Annotated in this window: 31 protein-coding genes; 16 read left to right on the top strand and 15 right to left on the bottom strand. The window is 38.2% G+C overall.

Going from position 1 to position 25,919, the window contains the following annotated elements:
• The first annotated feature begins 35 nt into the window (after positions 1-35).
• The 4 genes from P8O16_RS06265 (at position 36) to hemE (ending at position 2,962) form a co-directional block, all read left to right on the top strand.
• Entirely contained in the window at positions 36-626 is a 591-nt protein-coding gene (locus P8O16_RS06265; RefSeq protein ID WP_300312097.1) for a hypothetical protein, read from the top strand.
• A 2-nt stretch (positions 627-628) separates the two neighbouring features.
• A complete protein-coding gene (locus P8O16_RS06260) occupies positions 629-1,144 on the top strand; it encodes a hypothetical protein (RefSeq protein WP_300312094.1) in 516 nt (171 codons plus the stop codon).
• 133 nt (positions 1,145-1,277) lie between these two features.
• Positions 1,278-1,811, top strand: coding sequence for a hypothetical protein (locus P8O16_RS06255; protein ID WP_300312091.1), 534 nt, complete (start codon positions 1,278-1,280; stop codon positions 1,809-1,811).
• 128 nt (positions 1,812-1,939) lie between these two features.
• The gene (hemE, locus tag P8O16_RS06250; protein WP_300312088.1) at positions 1,940-2,962 is read left to right on the top strand and encodes a uroporphyrinogen decarboxylase; all 1,023 of its coding nucleotides are present in this window, start codon (positions 1,940-1,942) and stop codon (positions 2,960-2,962) included.
• On the opposite strand, the gene P8O16_RS06245 is transcribed toward hemE, so the two are convergent.
• Genes P8O16_RS06245 through P8O16_RS06235 form a run of 3 tightly spaced genes read right to left on the bottom strand, consistent with a single transcriptional unit; the run spans position 2,959 to position 5,167 of the window.
• Positions 2,959-3,447: a nucleoside-triphosphatase gene (locus tag P8O16_RS06245; RefSeq protein WP_300312085.1), complete on the bottom strand. Its 489-nt coding sequence runs from the start codon at positions 3,445-3,447 to the stop codon at positions 2,959-2,961. The genes hemE and P8O16_RS06245 overlap by 4 nt on opposite strands.
• Positions 3,426-4,364, bottom strand: coding sequence for a hypothetical protein (locus P8O16_RS06240; protein ID WP_300312082.1), 939 nt, complete (start codon positions 4,362-4,364; stop codon positions 3,426-3,428). Before P8O16_RS06240 ends, P8O16_RS06245 begins: the two co-directional genes overlap by 22 nt.
• A complete protein-coding gene (locus P8O16_RS06235) occupies positions 4,361-5,167 on the bottom strand; it encodes an MOSC N-terminal beta barrel domain-containing protein (protein WP_300312078.1) in 807 nt (268 codons plus the stop codon). Before P8O16_RS06235 ends, P8O16_RS06240 begins: the two co-directional genes overlap by 4 nt.
• 436 nt (positions 5,168-5,603) lie before the next feature.
• On the opposite strand from P8O16_RS06235, the gene dnaK reads away from it, so the two are divergent.
• Together dnaK and P8O16_RS06225 are read left to right on the top strand one after the other, a co-directional pair.
• Positions 5,604-7,523: a molecular chaperone DnaK gene (dnaK, locus tag P8O16_RS06230; protein ID WP_300312075.1), complete on the top strand. Its 1,920-nt coding sequence runs from the start codon at positions 5,604-5,606 to the stop codon at positions 7,521-7,523.
• A gap of 127 nt (positions 7,524-7,650) precedes the next feature.
• Positions 7,651-8,025: a co-chaperone GroES family protein gene (locus P8O16_RS06225; protein ID WP_075350611.1), complete on the top strand. Its 375-nt coding sequence runs from the start codon at positions 7,651-7,653 to the stop codon at positions 8,023-8,025.
• A 36-nt stretch (positions 8,026-8,061) separates the two neighbouring features.
• Here P8O16_RS06225 and P8O16_RS06220 read toward each other — a convergent pair whose 3' ends face one another.
• From P8O16_RS06220 to rocD, 6 genes are all read right to left on the bottom strand, one after another.
• Positions 8,062-8,424 carry a hypothetical protein gene (locus P8O16_RS06220; RefSeq protein WP_300312070.1) on the bottom strand — a complete coding sequence of 121 codons (363 nt, stop codon included), beginning with the start codon at positions 8,422-8,424 and terminating at the stop codon, positions 8,062-8,064.
• Positions 8,425-8,711: 287 nt separating this feature from the next.
• Positions 8,712-9,905, bottom strand: a complete 1,194-nt coding sequence (locus tag P8O16_RS06215; RefSeq protein ID WP_300312068.1) for a porin — start codon at positions 9,903-9,905, stop codon at positions 8,712-8,714.
• Positions 9,906-10,011: 106 nt separating this feature from the next.
• A complete protein-coding gene (locus tag P8O16_RS06210; protein WP_300312066.1) occupies positions 10,012-11,310 on the bottom strand; it encodes an ammonium transporter in 1,299 nt (432 codons plus the stop codon).
• A 513-nt stretch (positions 11,311-11,823) separates the two neighbouring features.
• Positions 11,824-12,792, bottom strand: a complete 969-nt coding sequence (hemB, locus tag P8O16_RS06205; RefSeq protein ID WP_300312063.1) for a porphobilinogen synthase — start codon at positions 12,790-12,792, stop codon at positions 11,824-11,826.
• 1 nt (position 12,793) lies between these two features.
• On the bottom strand, positions 12,794-13,447 hold the full coding sequence (locus tag P8O16_RS06200; protein WP_300312060.1) for an HAD family phosphatase: 654 nt from the start codon (positions 13,445-13,447) through the stop codon (positions 12,794-12,796).
• A 101-nt stretch (positions 13,448-13,548) separates the two neighbouring features.
• Entirely contained in the window at positions 13,549-14,814 is a 1,266-nt protein-coding gene (gene rocD / locus P8O16_RS06195; protein ID WP_300312057.1) for an ornithine--oxo-acid transaminase, read from the bottom strand.
• Positions 14,815-14,888: 74 nt separating this feature from the next.
• Between rocD and P8O16_RS06190 the strand changes: the two genes are divergently transcribed.
• The 9 genes from P8O16_RS06190 to P8O16_RS06150 all read left to right on the top strand — a co-directional run bounded on the left by P8O16_RS06190 (position 14,889) and on the right by P8O16_RS06150 (position 18,913).
• Positions 14,889-15,047 (top strand): DUF5522 domain-containing protein, encoded by a 159-nt coding sequence (locus P8O16_RS06190; protein WP_300312054.1) that lies wholly within the window; start codon positions 14,889-14,891, stop codon positions 15,045-15,047.
• Positions 15,048-15,149: 102 nt separating this feature from the next.
• Positions 15,150-15,392, top strand: coding sequence for a 50S ribosomal protein L28 (gene rpmB / locus P8O16_RS06185; protein ID WP_075350618.1), 243 nt, complete (start codon positions 15,150-15,152; stop codon positions 15,390-15,392).
• A gap of 31 nt (positions 15,393-15,423) precedes the next feature.
• The gene (gene rpmG / locus P8O16_RS06180) at positions 15,424-15,606 is read left to right on the top strand and encodes a 50S ribosomal protein L33 (RefSeq protein ID WP_075350619.1); all 183 of its coding nucleotides are present in this window, start codon (positions 15,424-15,426) and stop codon (positions 15,604-15,606) included.
• Positions 15,607-15,642: 36 nt separating this feature from the next.
• Positions 15,643-15,795: a DUF4295 domain-containing protein gene (locus tag P8O16_RS06175; protein ID WP_300312048.1), complete on the top strand. Its 153-nt coding sequence runs from the start codon at positions 15,643-15,645 to the stop codon at positions 15,793-15,795.
• Positions 15,796-15,885: 90 nt separating this feature from the next.
• Positions 15,886-16,842, top strand: a complete 957-nt coding sequence (gene ftsY, locus P8O16_RS06170) for a signal recognition particle-docking protein FtsY (RefSeq protein WP_300312046.1) — start codon at positions 15,886-15,888, stop codon at positions 16,840-16,842.
• Between the two features lie 116 nt (positions 16,843-16,958).
• Positions 16,959-17,807 carry an SPFH domain-containing protein gene (locus tag P8O16_RS06165; protein WP_300312043.1) on the top strand — a complete coding sequence of 283 codons (849 nt, stop codon included), beginning with the start codon at positions 16,959-16,961 and terminating at the stop codon, positions 17,805-17,807.
• A 1-nt stretch (position 17,808) separates the two neighbouring features.
• The gene (locus P8O16_RS06160) at positions 17,809-18,297 is read left to right on the top strand and encodes a hypothetical protein (RefSeq protein WP_300312040.1); all 489 of its coding nucleotides are present in this window, start codon (positions 17,809-17,811) and stop codon (positions 18,295-18,297) included.
• A 1-nt stretch (position 18,298) separates the two neighbouring features.
• Positions 18,299-18,490, top strand: coding sequence for an Arc family DNA-binding protein (locus P8O16_RS06155; protein ID WP_300312037.1), 192 nt, complete (start codon positions 18,299-18,301; stop codon positions 18,488-18,490).
• Between the two features lie 54 nt (positions 18,491-18,544).
• A complete protein-coding gene (locus tag P8O16_RS06150) occupies positions 18,545-18,913 on the top strand; it encodes a hypothetical protein (protein ID WP_300312034.1) in 369 nt (122 codons plus the stop codon).
• Here the strand turns inward: P8O16_RS06150 and P8O16_RS06145 are convergent, their stop codons facing one another.
• A complete protein-coding gene (locus P8O16_RS06145; protein ID WP_300312031.1) occupies positions 18,914-20,410 on the bottom strand; it encodes a TolC family protein in 1,497 nt (498 codons plus the stop codon).
• A 174-nt stretch (positions 20,411-20,584) separates the two neighbouring features.
• Here P8O16_RS06145 and P8O16_RS06140 point away from each other — a divergent pair, with 174 nt between their 5' ends.
• Positions 20,585-21,349, top strand: a complete 765-nt coding sequence (locus P8O16_RS06140; RefSeq protein WP_300312028.1) for a class I SAM-dependent methyltransferase — start codon at positions 20,585-20,587, stop codon at positions 21,347-21,349.
• Here the strand turns inward: P8O16_RS06140 and P8O16_RS06135 are convergent.
• The 5 genes from P8O16_RS06135 to P8O16_RS06115 are packed head-to-tail and all read right to left on the bottom strand — an operon-like array spanning position 21,346 to position 25,580.
• On the bottom strand, positions 21,346-22,308 hold the full coding sequence (locus P8O16_RS06135; protein ID WP_300312025.1) for a glycosyltransferase: 963 nt from the start codon (positions 22,306-22,308) through the stop codon (positions 21,346-21,348). The two genes, P8O16_RS06140 and P8O16_RS06135, sit on opposite strands and share 4 nt — an antisense overlap.
• Complete coding sequence (locus P8O16_RS06130; protein ID WP_300312022.1) at positions 22,308-23,270, bottom strand: glycosyltransferase family 2 protein; 963 nt, start codon at positions 23,268-23,270, stop codon at positions 22,308-22,310. Before P8O16_RS06130 ends, P8O16_RS06135 begins: the two co-directional genes overlap by 1 nt.
• 3 nt (positions 23,271-23,273) lie before the next feature.
• Entirely contained in the window at positions 23,274-23,822 is a 549-nt protein-coding gene (locus tag P8O16_RS06125) for a DUF4199 domain-containing protein (protein WP_300312019.1), read from the bottom strand.
• An 8-nt stretch (positions 23,823-23,830) separates the two neighbouring features.
• Complete coding sequence (locus P8O16_RS06120; RefSeq protein WP_300312016.1) at positions 23,831-24,343, bottom strand: DUF4199 domain-containing protein; 513 nt, start codon at positions 24,341-24,343, stop codon at positions 23,831-23,833.
• Positions 24,336-25,580 carry a dihydroorotase gene (locus P8O16_RS06115; RefSeq protein WP_300312013.1) on the bottom strand — a complete coding sequence of 415 codons (1,245 nt, stop codon included), beginning with the start codon at positions 25,578-25,580 and terminating at the stop codon, positions 24,336-24,338. The genes P8O16_RS06120 and P8O16_RS06115 overlap by 8 nt, the downstream gene beginning before the upstream one ends.
• Positions 25,581-25,919 lie beyond the last annotated feature (339 nt).

The raw sequence follows: 25,919 nt of genomic DNA, 5'->3' as shown, positions 1-25,919 counted from the left end.
ATTTTTGCGACAATTCGGAAAAATATTAATCAATCATGAAGTACAAAATCATACTAGCAATCTTATTTATTCCTTTTTTCACTTTCGCTCAAGAGCGGAGCATTGGTATCAGACTTGGTGAGCCACTTTCGATTACTTACAAAGACTTTATCTCAGATTACATTTCATATGAGTTTATGCTAGGAAGTGCTGGACTTAACGGTAATAGCTATTACCAACGTGATTTTGAAAACAATCCGCCTAGTAATAATGCCTTTTATGTTGCCCACTCTTCCCAAAAAGGAATTTCAATCAATGCAAGAATGGCATACAATGAGGATTTTACAGAGACTTTTGGAATCGAGCAAGGTTATTTACTCGGTTATGGAGGTGCTGGGATTCAGTTGCGGACGGCAAATATAACCTATACCTATGCAACAGGGATAGTAAGTCAGCCTGGAGTACCATTGCTTGAGGAGCAGCGAACAAATGTTGACTTTGGTCCAGAGGCTTTTATCGGTGCAGAATATTACTTTGATGACCTTCCAATAAATATTTTTGCTGAGGCTGGCTTTTTCTTAGAACTCCTGGATCGAGTGGGTCATGTCAAAGGCCAAGGGGCAATTGGAATCAGATATATTTTCTGACAATGAAAAAACGTGTTTTATATGGACTGATTTTTTTGGTCTTAGTAGCAGTGCTTGGATATTGGGGGTTTGACAGGCTGGGAGGTAATAATCCCATCATCATTGAACTAGTTAATTCCAAGCCTGAAAGCCTTGCTGGCAGAACCTTTGAGGGGATTCCTCAGGATGAAAAACTTGCTAATTATTTCGAAGAAATCCAGACTCAAAAAGGTCTAAAACCAGGAACGTATCTCCATACGATTTACGAGGTAGAACCAGCGGGAAAATTAGACACCATGAAGGTTTTCGTTGGAATTAATCAAGCTGTACCCCTGAATGATTTTGAGTTTAAGACTTTTGACGCAAATGGCTATTTGATAGCTAAAATCTCCGGGAGTAGATGGGTGATGCCGGGACCGGATACGATCAAAGAAAAACTAGAAACCTATGCTCAAGAAAATGGGCTGGAGCTTAATGGGATTTTTATTGACAAGATTATATCCGAAGAGGAGGTCCATGTCCTTGCACTTTTGAAGTAATTCTAGGAGCATACTTAAAGTTGATCATTTTTTTAAAACTTGTTTTTCAAACACTTATATGGTGATTAAGCTTTTTTAACGAACAAAATTTTATCGTTTCTCGTGAAAGAAACCATACCTAACACCAAACACTATGAAAAAGCTAAACTTACTTGCTCTCTCGATCATTACTCTAATCGGCTTTCAGGCATGTGAAGGTCCACAGGGACCTCCGGGATTTGACGGACTGGACGGGCTAGATGGCGTAAATATTGTTTCAGAAGTATTCGAAGTAGAGGTTGATTTTACTGAACAGAACAATTACAGTGAACAACTCAGATTTGATCCTGCCATCATCGAAAGCGATGTGGTTTTGGCTTTTATCGAATGGGAGATAGACGGAGGTAAATCTGTTTGGAGAGCCCTTCCTCAGACCGTTTTCTTCAATGAAGGGGGAGTATTGATCTACAATTATGATTTCACGCAAGATGATTTCCGCTTATTCCTAGACGGAGCTATCAATCCTGCTAGTCTCGGAGAAGAATGGAGATTAAATCAATTATTTAGGGTGATTGTCGTTCCAGGAGATTATGCCTCTAGTAGAATCGACTTCACCAACTATGAGGCAGTCACTGCCATGCTTGGCTTGAAAGACGAGGATTTTAAGAGAATTGACCTGAAAAAGTAATCAAAACTCAAAGCATATTACCTAAACCAACAGATTACCACAAACAGGAAGGAGAAATCTCCCTCCTGTTTTTTTTATGTTCTGATTTTCCGCAGTCCAAATAAAATTTGCTCCTTATCTTTGCGCCCATGCAATTACAAAATGACTTGCTGCTGAGAGCTGCAAAGGGAGAGAAAATAGAAAGAACGCCGGTTTGGCTCATGCGCCAAGCAGGTAGAATTTTACCAGAATATCGGGCTGTCAGAGAAAGTGTAAGTGGGTTCATAGAGCTTGCACAAACTCCTGAACTCGCTTCGGAAGTGACCATTCAGCCTGTAGATATTCTTGGAGTTGATGCTGCTATCATTTTTTCGGATATTCTTGTGATCCCTGAAGCTATGGGCTTGCCTTACGAAATGGTAGAGAAAAGAGGCCCTTTTTTTCCAAATACAGTTAGATCAGAGTCAGATCTAAAAAAACTTCGAGTAGCCGATGGGGCAAATGACCTCAGTTATGTGATCAAAGCGATTGAAATCACTAAGAAAAATCTAGCTGGCCGAGTTCCTCTTATCGGATTTGCTGGAGCGCCTTGGACTATTTTTGCTTACATGGTCGAAGGATCGGGTTCAAAGACTTTCTCCAAAGCACGAGAAATGCTATACACCCAACCAAAATTTTCACATCAGTTGCTCCAGATGATCACTGACAGCACCATCAATTACCTGAAAGCACAGGTCAAGGCTGGAGCTGATTTAGTCCAGATTTTTGATAGCTGGGCTGGGATTTTAGGGCCAAAGCAATATGCTGAATTTTCGTATCCATACATTTCACAGATTTGCGATGCAATCAGTGAAGTGCCAAAAACAGTTTTTGCCAAAGGAGCTTTCTTTGCTCGAGAAGAAATGGGGAAGCTAAACTGTGAAACTATTGGACTGGATTGGAATATGGGAATAGCTGAATCCAGAAAATTAATTGGCACAAACAAAACCCTCCAAGGGAACCTAGACCCCGCAGCTTTATATGGCAATCCTGATCAAGTGAGGCAAGCTACCATTGATATGATGGATCAATTTAAGGGGACACGTCATATTGCCAATCTTGGACATGGTGTGTATCCAGACATTAATCCAGCGATGGTGAAGGTATTTATTGAGACAGTAAAGAATTATTAAAAATTCAGATCCGTCTCGTCAGAGTTCTTCAACTGCTCAAAATCAATCACAGTTAGCGGAAAGCGATCGAGCTGAAAGGTCTCGATTGCCTCTTCTACAATCCCTGATCTGAGGACTATCACCAATTTACCTGAGTAATTCTGAAGTGTATATCGAAGCAGCTCAGCGAAACCTTCTCCTTTAAATTCTAAGGGACCGATTTCATCAAAAATCAATTCGGGTTCGTCGAATTGATTACGAACGTGGCTTTCCACACGCTCAAAAGATTGGTTAGAAAATGAATATTTCCCCACTTTTAGGCTGCCACCAAGTTCCTCCATTGGGATAGCGATCTGATTAGGAATCAATAAAAAATTTCTTTTCTCTAAAATAAAAGGACTGAGAAAACCTGCCGAATCACTTTTATGCTTCTGAAGCCAAGTGGTTTTCCCTGCTCTTTTTTCGCCAGTAAGAATGACGACCCTTAAAGACTTATCTGTACCCATGTTTTTACAAAAAAAGGAATTCGCTGAAAGGTTTTTTGACCTGAAGCAGCTCTCCAGGAGATTTTAAGATTATTACGCAATTCGGGAAGAATCCCTTCGATCAGGTTGATTTCCCGAAGTAATCCTGATCTTCTTTTTCCAAGAAAAGCGAAAAGAGCCTTTTTAACCAATGGCCCCAAAACCAATTGCCAAGCTGTGAGGATAATTGCTGCTCTTAAACTCATTTCTCTAAAAGATGCTGGGATTACTGGGATAAAATAAATAACTGCCAAAAATGCGATGATAGACCACTCGAAATTTATTTTCCGATTCTTTTTGGCAGAGGTTGCAATCTGTTCTTCTCCCGTATTAACTAGTGTTCGCTTTGCAGTTAGAGTCACTTTCCCAATCATCCATCCAGCAATGATTCCTGTCGCCAGGTAAATTCCAAGGTAACTCAACACCAAATTCTTGGCACTAAGAATCGTAGATAAAAACGGGAAATAGTCTACAATGGAGCCCATAAACTCATCTAGTGCATCCCAAAAGCCCATTCCAAAAATAATCGTCAAACTGATGAGTTTCATAGTGGCTGACTGCAGGTATGCAAAAACGGTGACAAGCATTCTTCCAGCTTTCTGAGAAGGAACTAATGAGAGAATAATTGCTCCAAAAGCCCCTTGTAATGCAACTGATAAAAATGCTCCAAGTGGTGCATGTGGACTAAGTAGCATCTTAAATACCAAAACGATTAGTGTGGCATGAATCAATTTTCTTGAACTGCCCGTAGCGGTAAAAATCAAGGAAATAAATAGTGCCGAAAAGCATGCGATAAACACCCCGGCAAGCGGAATTCGAAAAGCATGTAATAATCCACCGAGAAATGTCTCTGTCAATACCCAGAGGGCAATAAGTCGATAATATCGCTTGCTGATCATATTAGTTGAATTGAATCTCCTATCCGGACATATCCTTCTTGGAGAGAAAGGGCATTTTGACCAAAGTATACTTTATTATTAAGTGTACGGTAAGATGCAAGAGTCTTAAGCGGTTCTTTACCGTTTACTCCAGATTCTTGATCGACTGTGATCAATACACAACGAGCACAGGGTTTGACTATACAGAAATCTACGTCTCCGATTTTGATGTTTTTCCAGCCGTCTTCTATAAAGCTTTCTCCTCCCGAAAAGACAATATTTGGACGGAATCGATTCATAGGAACCGGATGAGTCAACTTTGAATTCAAATGATGAAGTGATTCTTGCCCAATTATTAAATATGGCATACCATCGGCAAAACTCACAAACTCCTTATTGATAGCATATTTCGGACTTACTTTTCGTTGTCCTGATTCAGGCATTCGTACCAATTGACAATCAATACCTAAGATTTCAGAGAACCATTGATCAATAGTTGGATCTACTAGATTTGCCGAAAGGCGATCATCCCAAATCTCCACTTCAATTTGTGAATCTAGCTGAAGGTCAAATGGGATTTTCAGGGAATTATCCTGAGCTAATGGACTTGACACAATGAGATGGTCCTCTCGTAAATCGACCTTAATCAATGCCATTTGAGGATGAGTCCGCTGCGTGAGGAATAATCCAGTTCGATCTACCAGCATCCAGCGGCGGTCATATTGAAAACCACGCTCCAAGACTTTTGCAGATTCTACTCGAATTCCCCGTAGAGACTTTATAGGGTAGATAAAAATATCCTGGACTCGCAAGGCTGAATTCATGATTCAAAAATAAGCCCTCTCCATCAGAAATTCTGCTTCTTACCTGAAGAAATTAATTAAAGAATTTTCGAGAGTTTTGAGTTGGACCCAAAGCGGATCTAGCAGTTCAAGCTTCCATTCTACTTTGAAAAATGCAATTCCAAGACAAAATACAAGAATCCATCGCAATAATTCTTTTCGATTTCCTAAATAGAAAAACTTTCTCATTATAGATAAGATGCAGGCAATCACTAAATAGTTGCAGGGAGAAAAGAAATCATAAAAACTGTCAGTTAGAAGAGCCTGACAATGGATCCTTGACATTTTCGGAAGGAAACCAGAAAGTTATTGGCAAGTTTTCTGCCAATCTGACACAATAATCCAAAGATACTGGGATGGCACATGACTTGAAGAAAGGGAAATGTATTAAAACTGAAACTAAATAAAATTTATAATCATGGGAAAAATTATCGGCATTGACTTGGGTACTACCAACTCCTGCGTAGCTGTAATGGAGGGTAATGAACCTGTAGTAATTCAAAACAGTGAAGGAAGAAGAACCACACCTTCTATCGTGGCTTTTCTTGACAACGGGAATGGAGAGCGGAAAGTAGGAGACCCTGCCAAAAGACAGGCGATCACAAATCCTCAAAACACCATTTCATCCGTAAAAAGATTTATGGGGAAAAAATTCTCCGAAATTACCGAAGAGAAAAAACATGCCTCTTATAAAGTAGAAAAAGGGCCTAATGATACCGTAGCAATCAAAATCGGTGATAGGTCATACACTCCTCAGGAGCTTTCTGCAATGATTCTTCAGAAAATGAAGACTACGGCTGAGGATTTCTTAGGACAAGCAGTAACCGAAGCGGTAATTACCGTTCCTGCATATTTCAATGATGCTGAGCGTCAAGCAACAAAAGAAGCTGGTCAGATCGCTGGTCTTGAAGTGAAACGTATTATCAATGAGCCTACTGCAGCAGCGTTGGCTTATGGAATGGATAAGAAAAATCAGGACATGAAAATTGCAGTGTATGACCTCGGTGGTGGTACATTCGATATTTCAGTTCTCGAACTTGGTGATGGTGTATTCGAAGTGAAATCTACCAACGGTGATGTTCACCTAGGTGGAGATGATTTCGATCAAGTGATCATCAACTGGTTAGCAGATGAGTTTAAAGCAGAAGAGCAAATCGACTTGAGACAAGATCCGATGGCCCTTCAGCGATTAAAAGAAGCTGCTGAAAAAGCAAAAATTGAGCTCTCAAGCTCTGCTTCTACAGAAATTAACTTGCCTTATATCACTGCAACTCAGACTGGACCAAAGCACTTGGTAAGAACTTTGAGCCGGGCAAAATTTGAGCAACTTTCTGAAGATTTAGTCAGAAGATCAATGGAACCTTGTAAGAAAGCATTGGCTGATGCGGGAATGAAGCCTTCAGAGATTGACGAAGTCATCTTGGTTGGAGGATCTACTCGAATCCCAAAAATCCAGGAAGAAGTTGAGAAGTTCTTTGGAAAAAAACCTTCTAAAGGTGTAAATCCAGATGAAGTAGTTGCAATCGGAGCTGCTATCCAAGGTGGTGTATTAACTGGTGAAGTGAAGGATGTCCTACTTTTGGATGTGACTCCACTCTCTTTAGGAATCGAGACAATGGGCGGTGTATTCACCAAACTGATCGAATCAAATACAACTATCCCGACCAAGAAGTCTGAAGTGTTCTCAACTGCGGCTGACAACCAGCCAGCGGTAGATATTCATGTGCTTCAAGGAGAGCGAGCAATGGCTAAAGACAACAGAACAATTGGTAGATTCCAAATGGCTGACATTCCACCTGCACAGCGTGGAGTTCCTCAGATCGAAGTGACTTTCGATATTGATGCCAACGGTATCCTCAATGTATCTGCAAAAGATAAGGGAACTGGGAAAGAGCAGAAAATCAAGATTGAAGCTTCTTCAGGTCTTTCTAAGGAAGAAATCGAGCGAATGAAAGCTGAAGCAGAGGCAAATGCTGCAACAGACAAAGTTGAAAAAGAAAAAGTTGACAAGCTAAATCAAGCGGATAGCTTAGTATTCCAAACTGAAAAGCAGTTGAAAGAGTACGGTGATAAACTTTCTGAAGGAAATAAATCAGCAATCGAATCTGCACTTGCCACGTTAAAGGCAGCTCATCAGTCGCAAAATATTGAAGGTATCGATACTGCGATGGATGGACTTAACAAAGCTTGGGAAGCTGCGTCTTCTGAAATGTACAATGCAGCTGGCGCTGAAGGTGCACAAGGTGGACCGGATGTCAATGCAGGAAGCAATGACGGAACTAACGGGGACGGGGTATCTGATGTTGACTATGAGGAAGTAAGTGAAGACAAAAAGTAAATCATAGCTAAACCAATAAATCGGCATCTGTGAAAATCAGATGCCGTTATTATTTTAAGAGCCAAGAATCCGGATTAAAGAATCATGGTTCTTGGCTCTTCTTTGTTGACTTTAGAAATTATATCGAATGCAACTAACAGCTGAAAACAAACTGAAAAAACTCATCATCGTAGGAGATCGAGTCTTGATTCGACTAAAACGACCAAATGAAAAGACAGGCTCTGGACTATATCTTCCTCCTGGAATACAGGAAAAAGAGAAAGTTCAACAAGGCTATATCATCAAAGCTGGTCCTGGCTACCCTATTCCAATTCAAACTGAAGATCCTGAACCTTGGATGGATTCGGATGAAAAAGTAAAATATGTTCCACTCCAAGCAAAAGAAGGAGATTTAGCTATTTTCTTGTTATCTGGATCGCACGAAGTGATTTATGAGGGAGAAAAATATTTTATTGTACCTCAGCATAGCATTTTGATGCTAGAGCGGGAGCAAGATCTTTAAAACAAAAAAGCTCGAAAGCTACGAGCTTTAAAATTATTAATGCCACCAAATTTTTCGCCTTTTCATACTTTTTGGCAATTGGTATGCAGCTTTACTAGTTACTTCTATTCGATTTGATTCCTCCCAGACCTTTCTGTTTTTGGCTTGAAGCCCTTTCGGATTATTTATGTTTTTTCGTGTTCTTATTTTAATAGCATTGCTTTGCTTGTTCCAAACTTTAAAATTCTTCGAATTGGGACCTTTAACTAATTGAGGGGTATTATCAAAAACTAAACTAAGGTCATTTGTAGAAGCCTTTCCTACCTTAGTGTTTTTTGCTGCAGGACCATTTAGAAAATCCTGCGAAAAAGCAGTAGCACAAGTTAAGAAAATAGCTACAAAAAGAGACAAACTTTTCATGACTAGTATATTTGGGTTGTACCAAGATATACTGTCTGATTAAAAAAATGTTCATATTCATTCAATCTTTTTTAAAAGATTTCTAATGAAATGAAAAATTATATTCTTTAATTAATTGTATAACAACACATTTTAGATCCTAGGAATAACCTCAAGTTTGACTTAGTCTATATAATTTTCAAAAAGAAATATTTTTTAAAACTCATTTACGATAAATACACATGAAAATAAAAAAACCGAGTTGAAATTCAACTCGGCTTAATTCACAATAGACCCTGTTTAATAATTTAGAAGGAAAACACTGCTGCTATCAAGAAGGATGCAAGAGACTTGCTTGGATTTAAATCTTGATTCATGAAAAATTCTTCCCCCATTGAGTCTAATCTCAATTCAGGAATAAGAGTTAGGTTCTTACTGATTTTAGCATTTCCAGATAATGTCATCGCAAAAACATTTCCATCTCCTTCGCCATTTACACCTACCACTCCCTCAAGTCCTCCATTGAATACGCTGAAATATTCTCCTCGTAGTCCGATTGCAAATTTATCGGAAGTGGTTGCCTGCAAATACCCTGCAAACCCGTAAAAGCCTGAACCATCACCGTCAGAATCCTGAATATCTGACCCGGAGAAGAACTCCCCGGAAGAAGTAGTGTTGTATGTGGTGTTTACACCAAGAAACAATTTCTCAGACAGATTAAAGCATGTAGTTAAATCTATTTGAAAGGTATTTCCTGCTGAGGATTGATCTGTGATCAAACTTCCATCATTCTCTAATCTACCGTCTTGATCACCATAGACAAAGTTTAAATAAGTACTACCTGCATCAGTCGAATATCCAAGCTGAGCACCCAAAGTATAAGTTCCGCTCAAGTTGAATTCTGTCATATCTGTTGGATTCATTACTGAGGCCATAAAAGACCATTTATCTGAAAGAGCAAAATCGGCTTTTAAACCTGTATGTGAAAATGGTCCATATGAAAACATGTAGGAGGTTGAATAATTAAAGTTACCCGTTGGAGAGATCACCTCGTATCCTAGAAAGGTATTAAAATTTCCAAATGTCAAAGTAACCGTCTCATTCACATTCCAATACACATACAATTGATTGATAATTTGAGAGCTTCCGGCCATACCACCAGCATACAAAGGAGATCCAAAAACAGCATCTTCACCTCTTGGGCCAAAAACTAAATCTGCAACAGCTCCTACATTTTTTCCTTCATAAGTGGCAATGATATTTGCCATACCCAATGCAAACCCGGGAAGATTTCCAAAAGACGAAGCTGGCGCCATAAAATTCTCTCCTTTATTTGGAGCATTGAAATTGGTTCTAAAATAGGCATCTACTGATCCCGACAAGGTCAAGGTAGAGGGTTCCTCCTCCTCTACTATTTCTACTATGACTGCTTCTTCTTGAGCAAAAAGAAGCGGAGAATATACAATTAGGAAAGTAATTGAAAACAGAATAAATCTTTTCATGTTAAATTTGAATGTTAGTGAATGATAGAGTTGACTAGCAGGACCCCATCCGGATGAAAGAGAGTGGTATTTTTTTCGCCGGAGGGGTTCTTTAATTTAGATTTGACTATTCATCATAGACGATTGTATAGCCTCGAATTCCATGTTCATGAGAATCAAGACCACTCTTCTCGTGAGCCTCAGACACTCTGATACCTATAGTCTTCTTTAAAACAAAAAAGATAACGAACGCGGAACTGAATGCCATTGCACCACAAATCGCTACGCCGGTAAGTTGAGTAAGAAAAGTATGCTCGGGGTTGGTTGAGAAAATCCCTACTGCTAAAGTCCCCCATACGCCGCAAGTCAGGTGAACTGAGACAGCACCTACCACGTCATCAAGTTTCAACTTATCCAATAAAACAGCAGAATAAACTACCAAGACTCCTGCTACTAATCCTATAATCACTGCTGAAGCAGGAGTAATAACATCTGCTCCTGCTGTGATGCCAACAAGTCCTGCAAGCACTCCATTAAGCATCATCCCCAAATCAAGTCGCTTAAAAACTAAATTACCTGCCAGAAAACCGCCGATACCTCCAGCACAAGCACCAAGAGAGGTAGTGACTAAAACAAAGGAAACAAGTGCCGGATCTGCAGATAAAACAGAACCGCCATTAAATCCAAACCAACCTAGCCAAAGCATAAAAACTCCTATAACAGCTAGCGGAACAGATGCTCCAGGTTTATCTACTGTTTTCCCATTTACATATTTACCGATTCTAGGACCAACCAGGATTACACCTGCCAAAGCTCCCCATCCTCCTACAGAGTGAACCAATGTACTACCTGCAAAATCATAAAAGCCCATAGCATCTAAAGCTCCACCTCCCCATTTCCAACTTCCAATCAAGGGATAAACTATTCCGACAAAAAATAAAGTAAAGATCAGATAAGCAGACAGTTTCACTCGCTCAGCTATTGCTCCAGATACAATAGTCGCGGCTGTTGCAGCAAACATCCCTTGGAATAAAAAATCTGTCCAATAAGTATATCCTCCATCAGCATATCCGATTGAAACATCTGCATCTGATGGGGAAAACCAAAACATCTTCCAACCAGAAAGGTCAAAAGCAAACCATCCAGGAGTCTCAAATCCAGGATACATTAAGAAAAAACCGACTAACGCATAGGTTAAAATACCTAAGATGGGCGTAATCGTATTTTTAAAAAGAATATTTACCGTGTTTTTAGCTTGTCCAAATCCAGTCTCAACACCGGCAAAGCCCAAGTGCATAATAAAGACCAGTGCGGTGGAAAGCATCATCCAAACATTATTGGTGGTAAATAGTCCTTGGGCGATTTCTGCGGATAAATCTGCTGTTGCTCCTACATCTTGAGCAAATAGAGGTACAAAATACTTCATAGGTTTTTAATTAAATTTTGAACTTTTTCAGAATTTTTATAAGGTTTGAGAGCCGAAGCTATTTCCGAATGTAATTATATAATTGATAAAAAAACAAATCAGATTTTACGATTTATACAAAAATTATAATCTTTTAATATATTTTTTAAACCATTTTTTATCATTTTTTCAAAAATTGAATAAAAATATATCATTTTTTAAACCAACTATTTAATAAAATAATATTTTGAAAACCTATGTAATATTCTTCGGAATCGATTGAAAAATTTTAGAATCAAAACAGAGCTATTAAAAATTCTATTTTTAAAAAATTTAATTCTGTTTATACTTAATTTTCAGAATTTTAAACCAATAAAGCCGTTTTGTGAAAAATATAAATTTTTAAAAAATGATTTTTTTTTTAACTCGATGCAATGATTTTTAAGGAAACTTTAAATAAGCAAGCCAGATCTCTTACCATCAAAACAAAAAAGCCGACAAAATGCCGGCTTTTTGAATCTATATTAAACTGATTCACTTACTAAGCATAGCAAACTCTTTAGCAAAATAAGTAAGAATCACTTTTGCTCCTGAACGCTTAATACTCAACAGTGACTCAAACATGGCTCGATCACCATCTAACCATCCACGATTTGCTGCAGCCTTGATCATGCTATACTCTCCCGAGACATTATAGGCAGCTATTGGAAGTGGATAATTTTCGCTTAAAAGCTTTATAATATCCAAGTAAGCTAAAGCTGGTTTAACCATCAAAAAATCTGCACCTTCTTCCATATCAAGATCAGCCTCGATAAGAGCCTCTTTTGAATTCGCAGGATTCATTTGGTAAGTTTTCTTATCTCCAAATTTTGGAGCCGAATCTAGCGCATCTCTAAATGGGCCATAAAAAGCACTTGCATATTTGGCAGTGTACGACATAATTGATGTTTCTGAATACCCATTTTCATCCAGCAATCCACGAATATATCCCACACGTCCATCCATCATATCAGAAGGTCCAAGGATATCAACACCAGCATCAGCTTGCGCCAATGACATTCTACCGAGAATCTCGAGTGTCTCATCATTGAGGATTTTACCATTTTTCACCAACCCATCATGACCGTCACTACTGTAAGGATCCATTGCTACGTCAGACATGAGACAGATTTCCGGAAAATTTTTCTTGATTTCCCTTAGTGCTTTTAAATAAAAGGTTTCAGGATTATAGCTTTCCGATGCAATGGAATCTTTTAGCGTTTCAGGATAGGCAGGAAACACATCAAAGGCCATAATCCCGAGCTTCATGCAGGTCTCAATTTCCCTAAGCATTAGATCAGTGGAAAAACGATATATACCTGGCATACTAGCTACCTCGATTTTCTGATTTGAGCCATCCACCAAAAACATCGGGAAAATCATATCCTTTAAGGAAAGGGATGTTTCTTCAATAAGGTTTCTAACCGTCTCGGATTTTCGGTTTCTTCTTGGTCTTCGGAGCATATTATAAAAAGAGTTGTTGAATTTGGTCTAGATTCAGTTCGGAATAATCTTTAATGTACAAATCACAAACAGGTAATTCTTCTTTAGTATGTGTTGATAAAACTCCTACTACTTTCATCCCAGCATTCAAACCAGCTGAGACTCCGGAGAAAGAGTCTTCAAACACTAAACAACGTTTAGGGTCTGCATTTAAGTTGAAAGCACTTTTCAGGTAAACTTCAGGGTCGGGCTTATGTTTGGACACATCCTCTTCCGATAAAAGAGAGCTCATAATTGATTTCACTTCTAAAGTATCTAAAATCAAATCCATATTAGCCCTTGGAGCTGAAGTAGCGACACCAACGGGAAGATTCAGGTGACGCAACTTGGTGAGGAAATCTAAATAACCAACAATAGGTTGAATTTTTGTTTTATAAATTTCCCTGAACAAACTTTCCTTTTCAAACTCCAAATCAGCTAATTCTTTACCCTCGATCTTACGCCCTAGAAAGTGACTTAAAATGTAGCTATTGTTTTTCCCATACATATGAAGTTTATACTCCTCTTCTGTAGGGTTTAAATTTCTTTTTGCGAAAAATTGCTGAAATGCAATCGAATGATAGGGGTTGGTATGGCAAATAACGCCATCCATGTCAAAAATGACCGCTTGAAGCATGTTACTTTTTGGTGTATTTAAACGCAAAACTACGCAAAAGCCAAAAAAAATCCCTGAAATTTAAAATTTCAGGGAATTCATTAAGGATTAAGCTAAACTGATTAGAAAGCTTTGATTGTCTTTTCAATTATATCACAGCATTCGTGAATTTGATCCTCCGTCATAACCAAGGGAGGCGCAAAACGAATGATATTCCCATGAGTAGGTTTAGCAAGTAGACCGTTGTCCTTTAATGCCACGCAGATATCCCAAGCAGTACTACTATCTTCTGAATCATTAATTACTACTGCATTCAATAGACCTTTTCCTCTTACAAGCTTCATAATTGGGTATTTCTCTACCAAAACCTGCATCCTATCTCGAAAAATCTTCCCGAGCTTTCTTGCATTTTGAGCTAAATTTTCATCTGAAACCACCTCAAGGGCGGCAATTGCTACTTTGGCCCCAAGTGGATTCCCCCCAAAAGTTGAACCGTGTTGACCAGGTTTGATCACTCCCATAATATGATCATCTGCTAAAACCGCAGACACTGGATAGAAGCCCCCAGAAATCGCTTTCCCTAAGATCAGCATATCTGGTTTGGTATAAGTAGCCTGTTTCTCACAGGATTTTTCACAAGTGCAATTACCACAAACAGCTAAAAGAGAACCTGTACGCGCGATACCAGTCTGTATTTCATCAGCTATCAATAATACGTTAGCTGCTTCGCAGGCTGCTTTTGCCTCTTTAATGTAATCATCAGCTGGCACATACACTCCAGCTTCTCCCTGAATAGGCTCAACCAAAAAGGCCACCACATTTTCTGTTTTTAACGCTGCTTTAAGCGCAGTAATATCATTATAAGGAATGCGGATAAAGCCTTCAGTGAAAGGGCCGAAATTTTTTCGTGCATTGGAATCATTCGAAAAAGAAATAATCGTGGTTGTTCTTCCATGGAAATTATTCTCAGCTACAATGATTTTGGCTTGATTTTCTTCGATGCCATTTTTTTCATAGCCCCATTTCCGGGCAATTTTAATAGCTGTCTCTACACCTTCAGCACCTGTATTCATAGGGAGCACTTTATCAAAACCAAAGCAACCCGTAATATATTTCTCAAAGGGTCCCAAGACATTATTATGAAATGCACGAGAAGTAAGTGTCAATGTTCCAGCTTGCTCAATCAAAGCATTTTTAATCCTTGGATGGCAATGACCTTGATTAACAGCAGAATAGGCAGACAAAAAATCATAATACTTTTTCCCTTCCACATCCCAAAGAAAGACCCCCTCTCCCTTTGCCAAAACAACTGGTAACGGATGATAGTTATGAGCTCCGTATTGATCCTCAAGTGCGATTGCTTGGTTACTGGAAGTAATAGTCTCCATATTTTTGTATTTTTGGGTTTTAATTTAAAATTCAAAGAGTTGGACAAATATAGTAATTGCCCTTGGTCTGTGCCATGAAACCCGAAAAGAAGCATCAAACCCCTACTCCAATTACACCCTCCGACTATTATTTCAACGAAAGCGGATTGATGGTTTTTACAAAATCCTATCATCTGAAACGGGGATATTGCTGCCAAAGTGGTTGTAAACATTGCCCCTTCCCAAAAGGCTGATAGAAAAGGGAATATTTTTGAATCCCTTTGTTGGTAATTCGCAAAAAGTTCCGATATTTGCAGACTCATTACAGAAACGCATCATATTTACGATATATTACCATGGCAAAAGTTTGTGACATTACTGGAAAAAGACCTCGCGTAGGAAACAACGTGTCCCATGCAAACAACAAGACCAAGCGTAGATTTTACCCAAATCTTCATAAGAAGACTTTCTACGTACCTGAAGAGGACGCATGGATCACTTTGAAAGTTTGCTCAAAGGCACTGAAAACTATCAACAAAAACGGAATCACTGCAGTTTTGAAAAAAGCGCAGAATGACGGTATGATCGTAATCAGATAATCAAAGTCACGACCCTTAAATCAACACGAAGATGGCTAAGAAAGGCAACAGAGTACAAGTGATTATGGAATGCACGGAGCACAAGACTTCAGGTATGCCAGGTACTTCAAGATACATCACTACAAAAAACAGAAAAAACACTACTGAAAGATTGGAATTGAAAAAATTCAACCCAATCTTGAAGAAAATGACTGTTCATAAAGAAATTAAGTAATTCACTCGGAAGCGATTCCAGTAAAAGAAAAAAGATATGGCTAAGAAAGTAGTAGCAACCCTAAAAAAAGAAGGTGGTGTATCTTACGCCAAAGTGATAAGAGCCATAAAGTCTGACAAGACAGGCGCTTACACCTTCAAAGAAGAAATGGTTCCTTCCACATTGGTTCAGGACACCTTGAATAAATAATTTGCTTTAGGCAATATAAAGTATTGAAGTCCCTCTGTCCACAGGTCAGCAGGGACTTTTTCGTTATATTACATTTTTAAAACGCATCCTATGGGAATCTTTGGTATTTTCTCTAAAGACAAAAAAGAGAGTCTTGATCAGGGACTTAAAAAGTCCAGCGAAAACATTTTCTCAAAACTAAGCAAAGCTGTAGTTGGTAAATCCACTGTGGATGAAGCGGTATTAGATGAGCTGGAAGAAATTCTAATCACTGCCGACGTAGGAGTAGACACGACCATCAAAGTTATCAATCGAATTGAAGCCCGGGTTGCAAAAGACAAATATGTAAACACATCCGAGTTGGACAAAATCCTTAAAGAGGAAATTGCCGCGCTTCTGGAAGAAAACAATACGCAAGATCTTCTAGACTTTGATATCCCAGCAGATAAAAAGCCCTATGTCATCATGGTTGTTGGTGTAAATGGCGTCGGGAAAACTACTACCATCGGTAAGTTGGCAAATACCTTTAAAAATGCAGGTAAATCAGTGGTATTAGGAGCTGCAGATACATTTAGAGCAGCGGCGGTAGATCAATTGATCCTTTGGGGTGAACGTGTAGGCGTACCAGTAGTTTCCCATGGAATGAATACTGATCCAGCTTCAGTAGCATTCGATGCAGTAAAACAAGCGGTGGATCAAAAAGCTGACGTAGTCATTATTGACACTGCCGGTAGACTTCACACCAAAGTGAACTTGATGAATGAGCTGGGTAAAATTAAGAGAGTAATGCAAAAGTTTATTCCAGATGCTCCACATGAGATCATGCTAGTTCTCGATGGGTCCACAGGACAAAATGCGTTCATTCAAGCAAAGGAATTTACAAAGGTTACCGAAATCACTTCTTTAGCAATTACCAAACTCGATGGTACCGCCAAAGGTGGAGTGGTTATTGGTATTTCGGATCAATTCAAAATCCCAGTTAAATACATCGGGGTTGGGGAAAAAATGACTGATTTACAGATTTTCAACAGAAAAGAATTTGTGGATTCACTCTTCAAAAAGAAGTAAAAAAATACTATTCCATTTAAAGTCCTGATGCATCAGGACTTTTTTTTTGAAAAAAGTTGAACGTTTAAAATAAAATTCCGAAATTCAAAATGATATCATTTTAACATCATATTAACATGGAAAAAATAATCAAACCACTCTCTGGATATATTCTTATCCTAATAATTCTGGGCTTAATCCCAGTTGCCATTTTCAGCTTTATTGGCGAACAACTTATAATGGGATTTGGAGCCGTATTTCTATTCTTCCTAGGCGTCCCTGGGTTCTTTATAGTCGAACCAAACAAGGCCATGGTCCTTTTACTATTTGGGGACTATAAAGGAACCGTGAAGGCGAGTGGCTTTTTTTGGGTGAATCCATTTATGACTAAGAAGAAAATTTCACTTCGAGTTCGAAACTTTGAAAACAAACCGGTCAAGGTGAATGATAAGATTGGTAATCCAGTAATGATCGGGACAATCGTAGTTTGGCAAGTTGACGACACATTCAAAGCAACTTTTGATGTGGATGACTATGAAAATTTTGTCCATTTGCAATCTGATGCTGCAATCCGAAAAATGGCAGGCCTTTATCCCTATGATGATTTTGAAGCAGAAAATGAAGAAATCACCTTAAGATCAGGTGTCGAAGAAGTCAACCACTCGCTAGAGCGAGAGATAAGTGACCGGTTAAACCATGCTGGAATCAAGGTGATTGAGGCGAGGATTTCACATTTGGCCTACGCTTCTGAAATTGCTTCGGCAATGCTACAACGACAGCAGGCAACTGCGATTGTAGCAGCAAGACAGAAAATTGTCGAGGGGGCAGTAGGAATGGTAGAAATGGCACTTGCTGATTTGAAAATGAAAGATATCATCGAATTTGATAATGAGAAAAAAGCAGTAATGGTATCTAATTTAATGGTTGTACTCTGCTCAGATAGAAGTGCCAGCCCTGTACTAAACGTTGGAACATTGCACCAGTAATATGGCAAATCAAATTTATAAAGAAACGCAAACCTATAGAGGAACTTGGGTAATGTACTTCATTTTATTAATCGAATTACCCACATTAGTCCTGCTCCTTGTTTTTTTTATTCAGGCTGAAGATAAGACTGAAATGGGGATTGCTTTGTCGGTTGTAGGGGGAACATTAACACTGATCCTTCTTTTCATATTTAATTTAAAACTTGAAACACGAATCGACCAAATAGGAGTTTCATTTAAATTTTCCCCATTTGTGAGAACTTGGAGAAAATATCCACGAGAAAAAATTCAATCTATTTCAGTCATCTCCTATAGTCCTATTACTGACTTTGGCGGATGGGGATTGAAAGGGAACAGCACGACTAAAGCATATAGTATTTTAGGTGATAAAGGGTTATTCCTAGATATAGGAGAAAAAAAGAAAATCATGATAGGAACCATGAAAGCTAAGGAGCTGGAAGAATATCTATCAAGCTGGAAGGAGGAATAAAATGGCATCTAAAAAAGCCTTTGCGCTACGACTAGATGAAAAGATGATGAAAGCAGTTGAGAAATGGGCTGCGGATGAATTTAGAAGCACCAATGGGCAATTGGAATGGATTATACGTGAAGCCTTATTAAAATCTGGCAGACTTCCCAAATCACCTTTGGCAGAAAACTCTGAAGATAAAACCCATGATTAACTTTTGTTTTCAATTGGTATTTGATGAAATTCAATAAACTTAAAACCAAAAGTCATGAAAAAAATTATCTTCAGCATACTATTCTTAGCGGGAATATTTCTCCTGACTCCTTCTATCACTTATGGCCAAGAGGTCATTAGTGAAGCAACCACAGTAGATAAAAAGGTTCTCAAAGAACAAGCAAAAATCGAAAAAGCCAAAATCAAGCTTGAAAAGAATCAAGAAAAAATTGAAAAATTAAAGGAAAAATACGCTAAAGATCTAGCAAAATTCCAAAGCAAAAACTCCAAAGGTGATCTTAGTCCAAATGATGTAGAGAAATTAACCAAAGCACTGGAAAAGAAAACAAAGGATATTGATAAGCTTGCTAAAGAAATTGAAAAGCTCAAAGAATACCTAGAAGAAAAAGGTAAAATAGGCTAACTAGTTTTCAAGCTCTGGAGTATAAAGCAAAATCTGATTTTCAAAATCATAAAGTGTCAATGCTCTAAGCTCATAATATGCCATCCAGTAATCTTTTAACGAATTGAAAAAGGCTCTTTTATTGGAGTCTTTTTCATTTTGGGCAATATTCAAATCGGTTATGGTTACGCTTCCTGTCTGATATCTCTTAAGAGCAATATCATACCTACGCTGAGCCACATCAGATGAAAGATTAGTAACATTTAACCGCTCCCGCATCATGATGAAGTTTTTAACCTTTGTAAAAATCTCCTGCTCAAAATTGATAATATCCTGCTCCACCGTATACTCCACTAAGCGCTGATTTGCCTGTGCTTGTGACATTCTCGCTTTATTTCTTCCCCAATCCAAGATTGGAACTGATAGACCCAAATTCACCAATGCCTGTGTATTTGGATTAGAATACAAGTCTCCAAAATTGAATGCAGCATTGTTATAACCATAACTGGCATTCAGGTTTGCTCCAATTCGCTGACCTTTTGCTTGAGCTACCAATGCTTCCGCTTCTAGCTTTCTTCTGTCAAAACCTAAAGCCTCTGCTCTGTTTGCAAATGCCAACTCTATGGCTTGATTAACGTCTACTTCAAATTCAGGTAATTCTGTGGGAGATATTAAAGTGATTTTTGAGGTTTGATTCAAGCCAATAAATGAATTCACTGCAAATGATGACCCTTCCAAATCCAACTTCGCCTGAGCAAGATCTTGCTTGGCCTGAAGAGCTTGGAGTTCAACCTGTAGAAGGCGATCTTCAGTAGTCGTTCCGATTTCATATCTTCTTTTTTCAATACCAAAGATTTCTTCAGTATTTTTCAAATTCACAGTTGCGATTTCAAGATTGACTTGGGCAATCAAATAATCAAAAAAGAGTTGAGTGGTGAAATAGGACACCTCTTCAATCTCTTGCACATATGCCCGCTTACTTTCCTCAAAAACTAAGGGCTGAATTTTCTTGTCCCACTTGAAAGGATTGTAAGCAAAAATTGGCTGCTGAAGACGGACATTGACTGGAACACCTGAAAATCTGGTTTGTGGATCAGTCCCTGTAACCAAAAAATTATCAAAACGATTAGTTGAAGAATTCACTGATAAAATCCCTCCGGTTGGAGCAATTACCTGCTGAAGACCAAGTTCCAGATCCATAAAATTTTGCTGAACCTCCAAGAATTCGATAGAACCATCTGGCTGAGTAATACTATTGAAGGATTGAGAATAGCTTGGAATGGTACCGGTTAGCCGCAATTGAGGATTATAATTTGACTTAAACAACCGATACTGCCAATAGCTATTTTCTTTTCTGGTCTGTGCACGAAGTGAAGAAGGAGATAGCTCTTTCGCACGTTGCACCATTTCTTGGAGGGTAAAAGTAGTAGTCTCCTGCGCTTGCGATACATTCCAGAATAGGCAAATAAGAAAGAAACTGGATATGTGGGCAAAAAAAGTCGGTCGAATAGATCTCATAAAATAGCTTAATTGATAGTTCTATATTTGGATCAACTAAAATACTGATTGGAAATTCTTAAACAATAGAATAGTTTGTTACATTTTCCTAAAATTTGCAAAATTTCAAAATCCACTAATTCTTTTCAACCCTATGGTGTCTTTGGTTAACTTGCATTTGATTTAAATCACCCTATGAAGTCGATTATCAGTTTTGTCATCCGGTACGTACCAAGGCCGTTTCTACAACGAGTTAGCCCTTTAGTGATGAAAGTTTTTGCACAGTTAAACAAAGGTACTCAGGTTCAATGCCCGGTCTGTGGAAGTCAATACAGCAAGTTTCTTCCCTATGGCCGGATAGCTAGACCAAATGCCCTTTGTCCAAATTGCTTGGCCCTTGAACGGCATAGACTAATGTGGCTATTTCTAAAAGAGAGGACAGATTTTTTCACTGCAAAATTAAAAGTTCTTCACATAGCTCCGGAGCATTGCTTCATTGATCGGTTTGAGTCCCTTCCTAATCTAGAATATATTACGGCCGACATAGAATCCCCACTAGCTAAAGTGAAAATGGATGTACATGAAATCCCTTTCCCTGACGATACATTTGATATTGTGTTCTGCAACCATGTTCTCGAACATGTAGAAGATGACATCAAAGCTTGTTCAGAATTCAATAGAGTTCTCAAGGAATCTGGCTGGGGAATTCTTCAATCTCCTGTTTATAATTTGGAAAAAACTCTGGAAGACAAATCTATCACAGACCCTGCAGAACGAGAGCGACTATTTGGGCAACGTGATCACGTGAGGAAATTTGGAAAAGACTATGCAGAGCGACTCCGTAGATCCGGATTGAAAATCGAAGAAAATAAATTTGTAAAGGAATTAGGTCAAGAGAGGATCAAGCAATTTGCGCTAGCACCAGATGAAATACTATTTATCTGCAAAAAGGGAATTTAGCCATTTACTAATTTTTTTAAATATTCATACACTAACCCAAATCCATAGCAAACGAGTTGAGTCAATGAAGTAATAATACTCAACAAGGCAACAGAAGCTGAACGATATTGAATCAAAGAATTCAAAAAAATCATCCCACCCCAAAATCCAATCAAGAATAATTGAAAGGTGAAAAGAGAAGGAAAAAACATCGAGATTGGAATCATCGAAACAAGGAACAAACTGAAAGCTGTAGGCAGTAAATGGACCAGTTTGATTGCTTCAGAGTGGAATCGAGACACATTGACTCGATTTCGACCAAAAGAAAAGGCTTGCTTTGCAAAAGAAATTAAGGTGTTTTTTCGCTTATGATAAACAAATGCCTCTTCAACCAATTCCAATTTAAATCCTGCTTTTTTTATCCGAATACTCCATTCAATATCCTCTCCCCTATTTGGATCAGCAAAACCTCCGGTTTTCAAAAAAACAGTCTTGGAAACCCCCATATTGAATCCCCTTGCTTGATACTTGGAAGGATCTTTAAGTTTTCCACGAATCCCTCCTGTAGTCCAAAAAGAAGTCATAGCAAAATCCATTGCTTTTTGAAGTGAGGAAAAATCAGAAGCAGCTGCATCAGGACCACCAAAAGCATCTAGTTTTTTCTCTCTGATTTTTTCATCCAGCACCCATAAATAGTTTCTTGGTAGAATCACATCCGAATCCAAAATGATAAAAAAGTCACCCTTAGCCTTACTCATTCCATTATTTCGTGCAAAACCTTGCCCTTGGTTAGATTGAACCAGATAGGTTATTGAAATGTCATTTTTGAATTTTCGGACAACAGATTCTGAAGTAATACCGGACCCGTCTTCGACGACTATCGCTTCAAACTTTTGATAGGATTGGACAGATAAACTTCTTAGCAGTTCAGCCAGCTCTTCTGGCCGATTAAAGACCGGAATGATTACCGAAAAGAACATCAGAAATCGAAATTTATCTCTTCGCCAATTTTGTATTCAGCTTCTTTGGATTGATTGGAAGTCATCAGCTCTGCTATGAAACCCGTAACGAATAATTGAACTCCAATAATCAATGCCACCAAAGCAAGAAAAAAAAGTGGCTGATCCACAATCTCACGCACTTTCAATCCTTTACTAAGACCATATATTTTTTGAAAAATCAACCAACAGGTAATTAAAAAACCTGTCATAAAAGACATTGACCCAAGAAGTCCGAAAAAGTGCATTGGTTTCTTTTTGTACCTGTGGACAAATGATACAGAAATCAGGTCTAAGAACCCGTTTAGAAAACGCTCAATCCCAAATTTGGAATAGCCATATTTTCGGGCTTGATGCTGTACTACTTTTTCTCCGATTTTCCCAAATCCATTCCATTTAGCTAAAAGGGGAATGTAGCGATGCATTTCCCCATAGATCTGAATATTTTTGACCACTTTTAATCGGTAAGCTTTCAAGCCACAATTGAAATCGTGTAGCTTAATCCCTGAAATCCATCGGGTCACTCCATTAAAAAATCGAGAAGGGATAGTCTTGGATATGGGATCATGACGTTCTTTTTTCCAACCTGAAACAATATCAAACCCTCCTTCTTTGATCATTCTATAGAGTCCTGGGATCTCATCCGGGCTATCTTGAAGATCTGCATCCATCGTAATCACTACTTCGCCTGAGGCCTTATTAAAACCCGCATCTAACGCAGCAGATTTACCATAATTCCGAGTGAAGTTGATTCCTTTGATCTGATTTATTTTTTCCGCAAGAGATTGGATTTGCTCCCAAGAATTATCAGAGCTTCCATCATTTACCAAAATAACCTCATAAGAAAAGCCGTGGTCATGCATGACCCGGCTGATCCATCTGGTTAATTCTGATAAAGACTCCTCTTCGTTGAAAACAGGAATGACGACGGAAATCTGAAGCATGATTTAAAATTCGAGTGACTTATCCTTTTTCTTTAAGATAGCCCCCAAAATTAATGCAATAATCGCGTAAAATATGATTCCAAATCCAAATCCTTTCAATTGACCAATTAATGTGAAATTACTCATTGTATCTTTTTTCATCTGCTCTAATTGATCCGGTGGCAAAGAATCAGCAGAAGCGCCAAACTTTTCCATCATTTCAATGGTGGTTTGAAAAGATTTATCTGCTAAAACTCCAGGTAACTCTGGATCAACTACTTGAAAAAGTAAAATTTGACCAATTAGACCAATTAAGCCTGAAATAATTATAGCTATAAAACTAAAATTGAATGCGGTGCCAAAACTCATATAGCCACCAAGCTCGGTACGATATTCCCTGCCAAAATATATGATCAAACCAAAGAAAATGACAAGCGCAACCAATGCAAACCAGCCTGATGCCAAGAGTGTCGAGTCAATGAAATAGGCAATAAAGGTTACCGCCAATGAAACTAAACCCATGGTAACTCCGGGTTTAATTGCGGCTTGAAAAGGAGATTGATGCTCTTCCATAATTTTTTTTAGTTAGGGTTTTTTCTTAAAATAATTGAAATAATAATAGTAAAAAACAATCCTGGGATGATTTTCCATAGCCCATCATTGATTGATACATCCAATTTCGACATTTCTTTTATGCTTACAAGAGTAGCATCAAAGGAATTTTCTCCTACCTGAGAAATAATTGTTTCTTTCCCTTGCTCTAAGACATCGAATTTTGAAAGTTTTATTTGCTCAAATAGACTAGGTGAAATCGTCAGAATTATCCAAATCCCAAAAGCTGAAACTAATCCAATCAAAACATAGGTCACAAATCCTACAGACATGCCTTCTGCGAAAGATAAATATCCACCATTAGAGTATTCTTTAAAGAATTTGATGGCAAGAAAAATTGCAATCGGTGTTATAACATAGCCAAAAAGCAAAGTTAAATTCGTAGGGTCTACATAAAAAAATGAAAGTATAAAAAAAGCTAATACGCTTAATATACCGCCTAGGCCTCCGAATTGATAGGCTGTTTTAAAATACTTAGACATCCACTTTGATTAATTGACTTTTTTGAATCACATATTTCACTTTTCCATTCAATTCTTTACCAAACCAAGGGTTATTTGAAGAAAGCGATTTATTAGTTTTTTCATTGTAAGTCCAAGCGCACTCAGGATCAAATATTGTCCAAGATTCTTGCAATTGATGAGGAAGAATTGTCCTTGGCCCTTTAGTAATTTTATCAATTAACAATACCCAGCCCAATTCAGCTTCTAACTTAACCAATGCTGGTAGAAAGGTCTGGAGTCCAGCCATTCCAAAATGTGCCAAGTCAAATTCCATAAACTTGGAATCAAAATCTTCCGGCTGATGATTAGATACAATCGCATCGATGGTACCATCTTTCAGTCCTTCAATTAAAGCCTTACGATCCAAATCCCCTCTAAATGGTGGTAGCACTTTAAGATTAGGATCAAAATCCATTAAATCATGATCAGAAAAAATCAATTGATAAATTGAAACATCTGAAGTAACTCTTAATCCCTCGGCTTTTGCTTTTCGTATAAGATCAACACTTTTAGCTGAACTCACAGTTTGAAAATGAACACGCCCACCCGTATACTTCAAAATCTCAATATTCCTTTGAACAGCCACGTCTTCAGCAAGATTTGGAATTCCTTTTATTCCTAGCATTGTGGAATTTTCACCCTCATGCATTTGCCCGAAAATAGCAAGTAGTGGATCATAAGAATGATCAAACAAAATACCATCAAATTTTTGGAGATATTGATTTACTTTCATGAACCGATCCCCATTTGATAAAGGTTTAACTCCCTCTCCAAAAATTTTTACGCCGGATTGAAAATTCATATCCAAAATCTCAGTAAAATCTTCTCCAGCGGTATCTTTTGTCACAGCGCCCTGGATAACAAATTCAGGAGTAAACTGCTTCGCACGATTCAAAATATATTCTACATCACCTTTTGACTGAATAGTTGGTTGAGTATTTGGTTGAATCACAGCTGCGCAAAAACCACCAGATACTAATGAATCAGCAAGGCTTTCTATTGATTCTTTATACTCATGACCAGGCTCGCCCATACTACATCTAAGATCAATCCAACCAGCGGACAAGAGCCATCCATCTGCATTAATTTCCTTTTTAAATTCCGATGAATAGCTGTTGGTAACAGGTGTTAATTCTCCATTTTCAAAAACATAATCTTTTGGTTGTGACAAACCATTAGAATTAACAAGACGGAGACCTCTAAATAGAATAGACATTCAAATTTGGCTTTAATGCAAAACTGCAATAATATTCTAAAAATGAAAAATGGATATTCAAATTATATGAAAACACTTTTAAGAAATGAGCCTAAAATTTTCAGCTCCTTGCGAGGAATAGATTTTTACAAGTTTCAGAATAAAAACATAAAAGTCTTAAACAGGCAAAAGCCAGCTATAGAGTTGGCTTTTGTGATTAAGGAGACGTCTAGGAATTGTTTGTATGTTATGGAGCTGTATTTGAAAAGGATGTAAAACCAAAAAGCCCTTTGGAGTGAACCAAAGGGCTTTGAATAAATGAGGCGGCGACCTACTCTCCCGGGAGTAACCCCAGTACCA

Origin of the sequence: Algoriphagus sp., assembly GCF_029254265.1 — a bacterium.
Taxonomy (GTDB): domain Bacteria; phylum Bacteroidota; class Bacteroidia; order Cytophagales; family Cyclobacteriaceae; genus Algoriphagus.
This window is presented reverse-complemented; position numbering and strand designations above follow the sequence as displayed.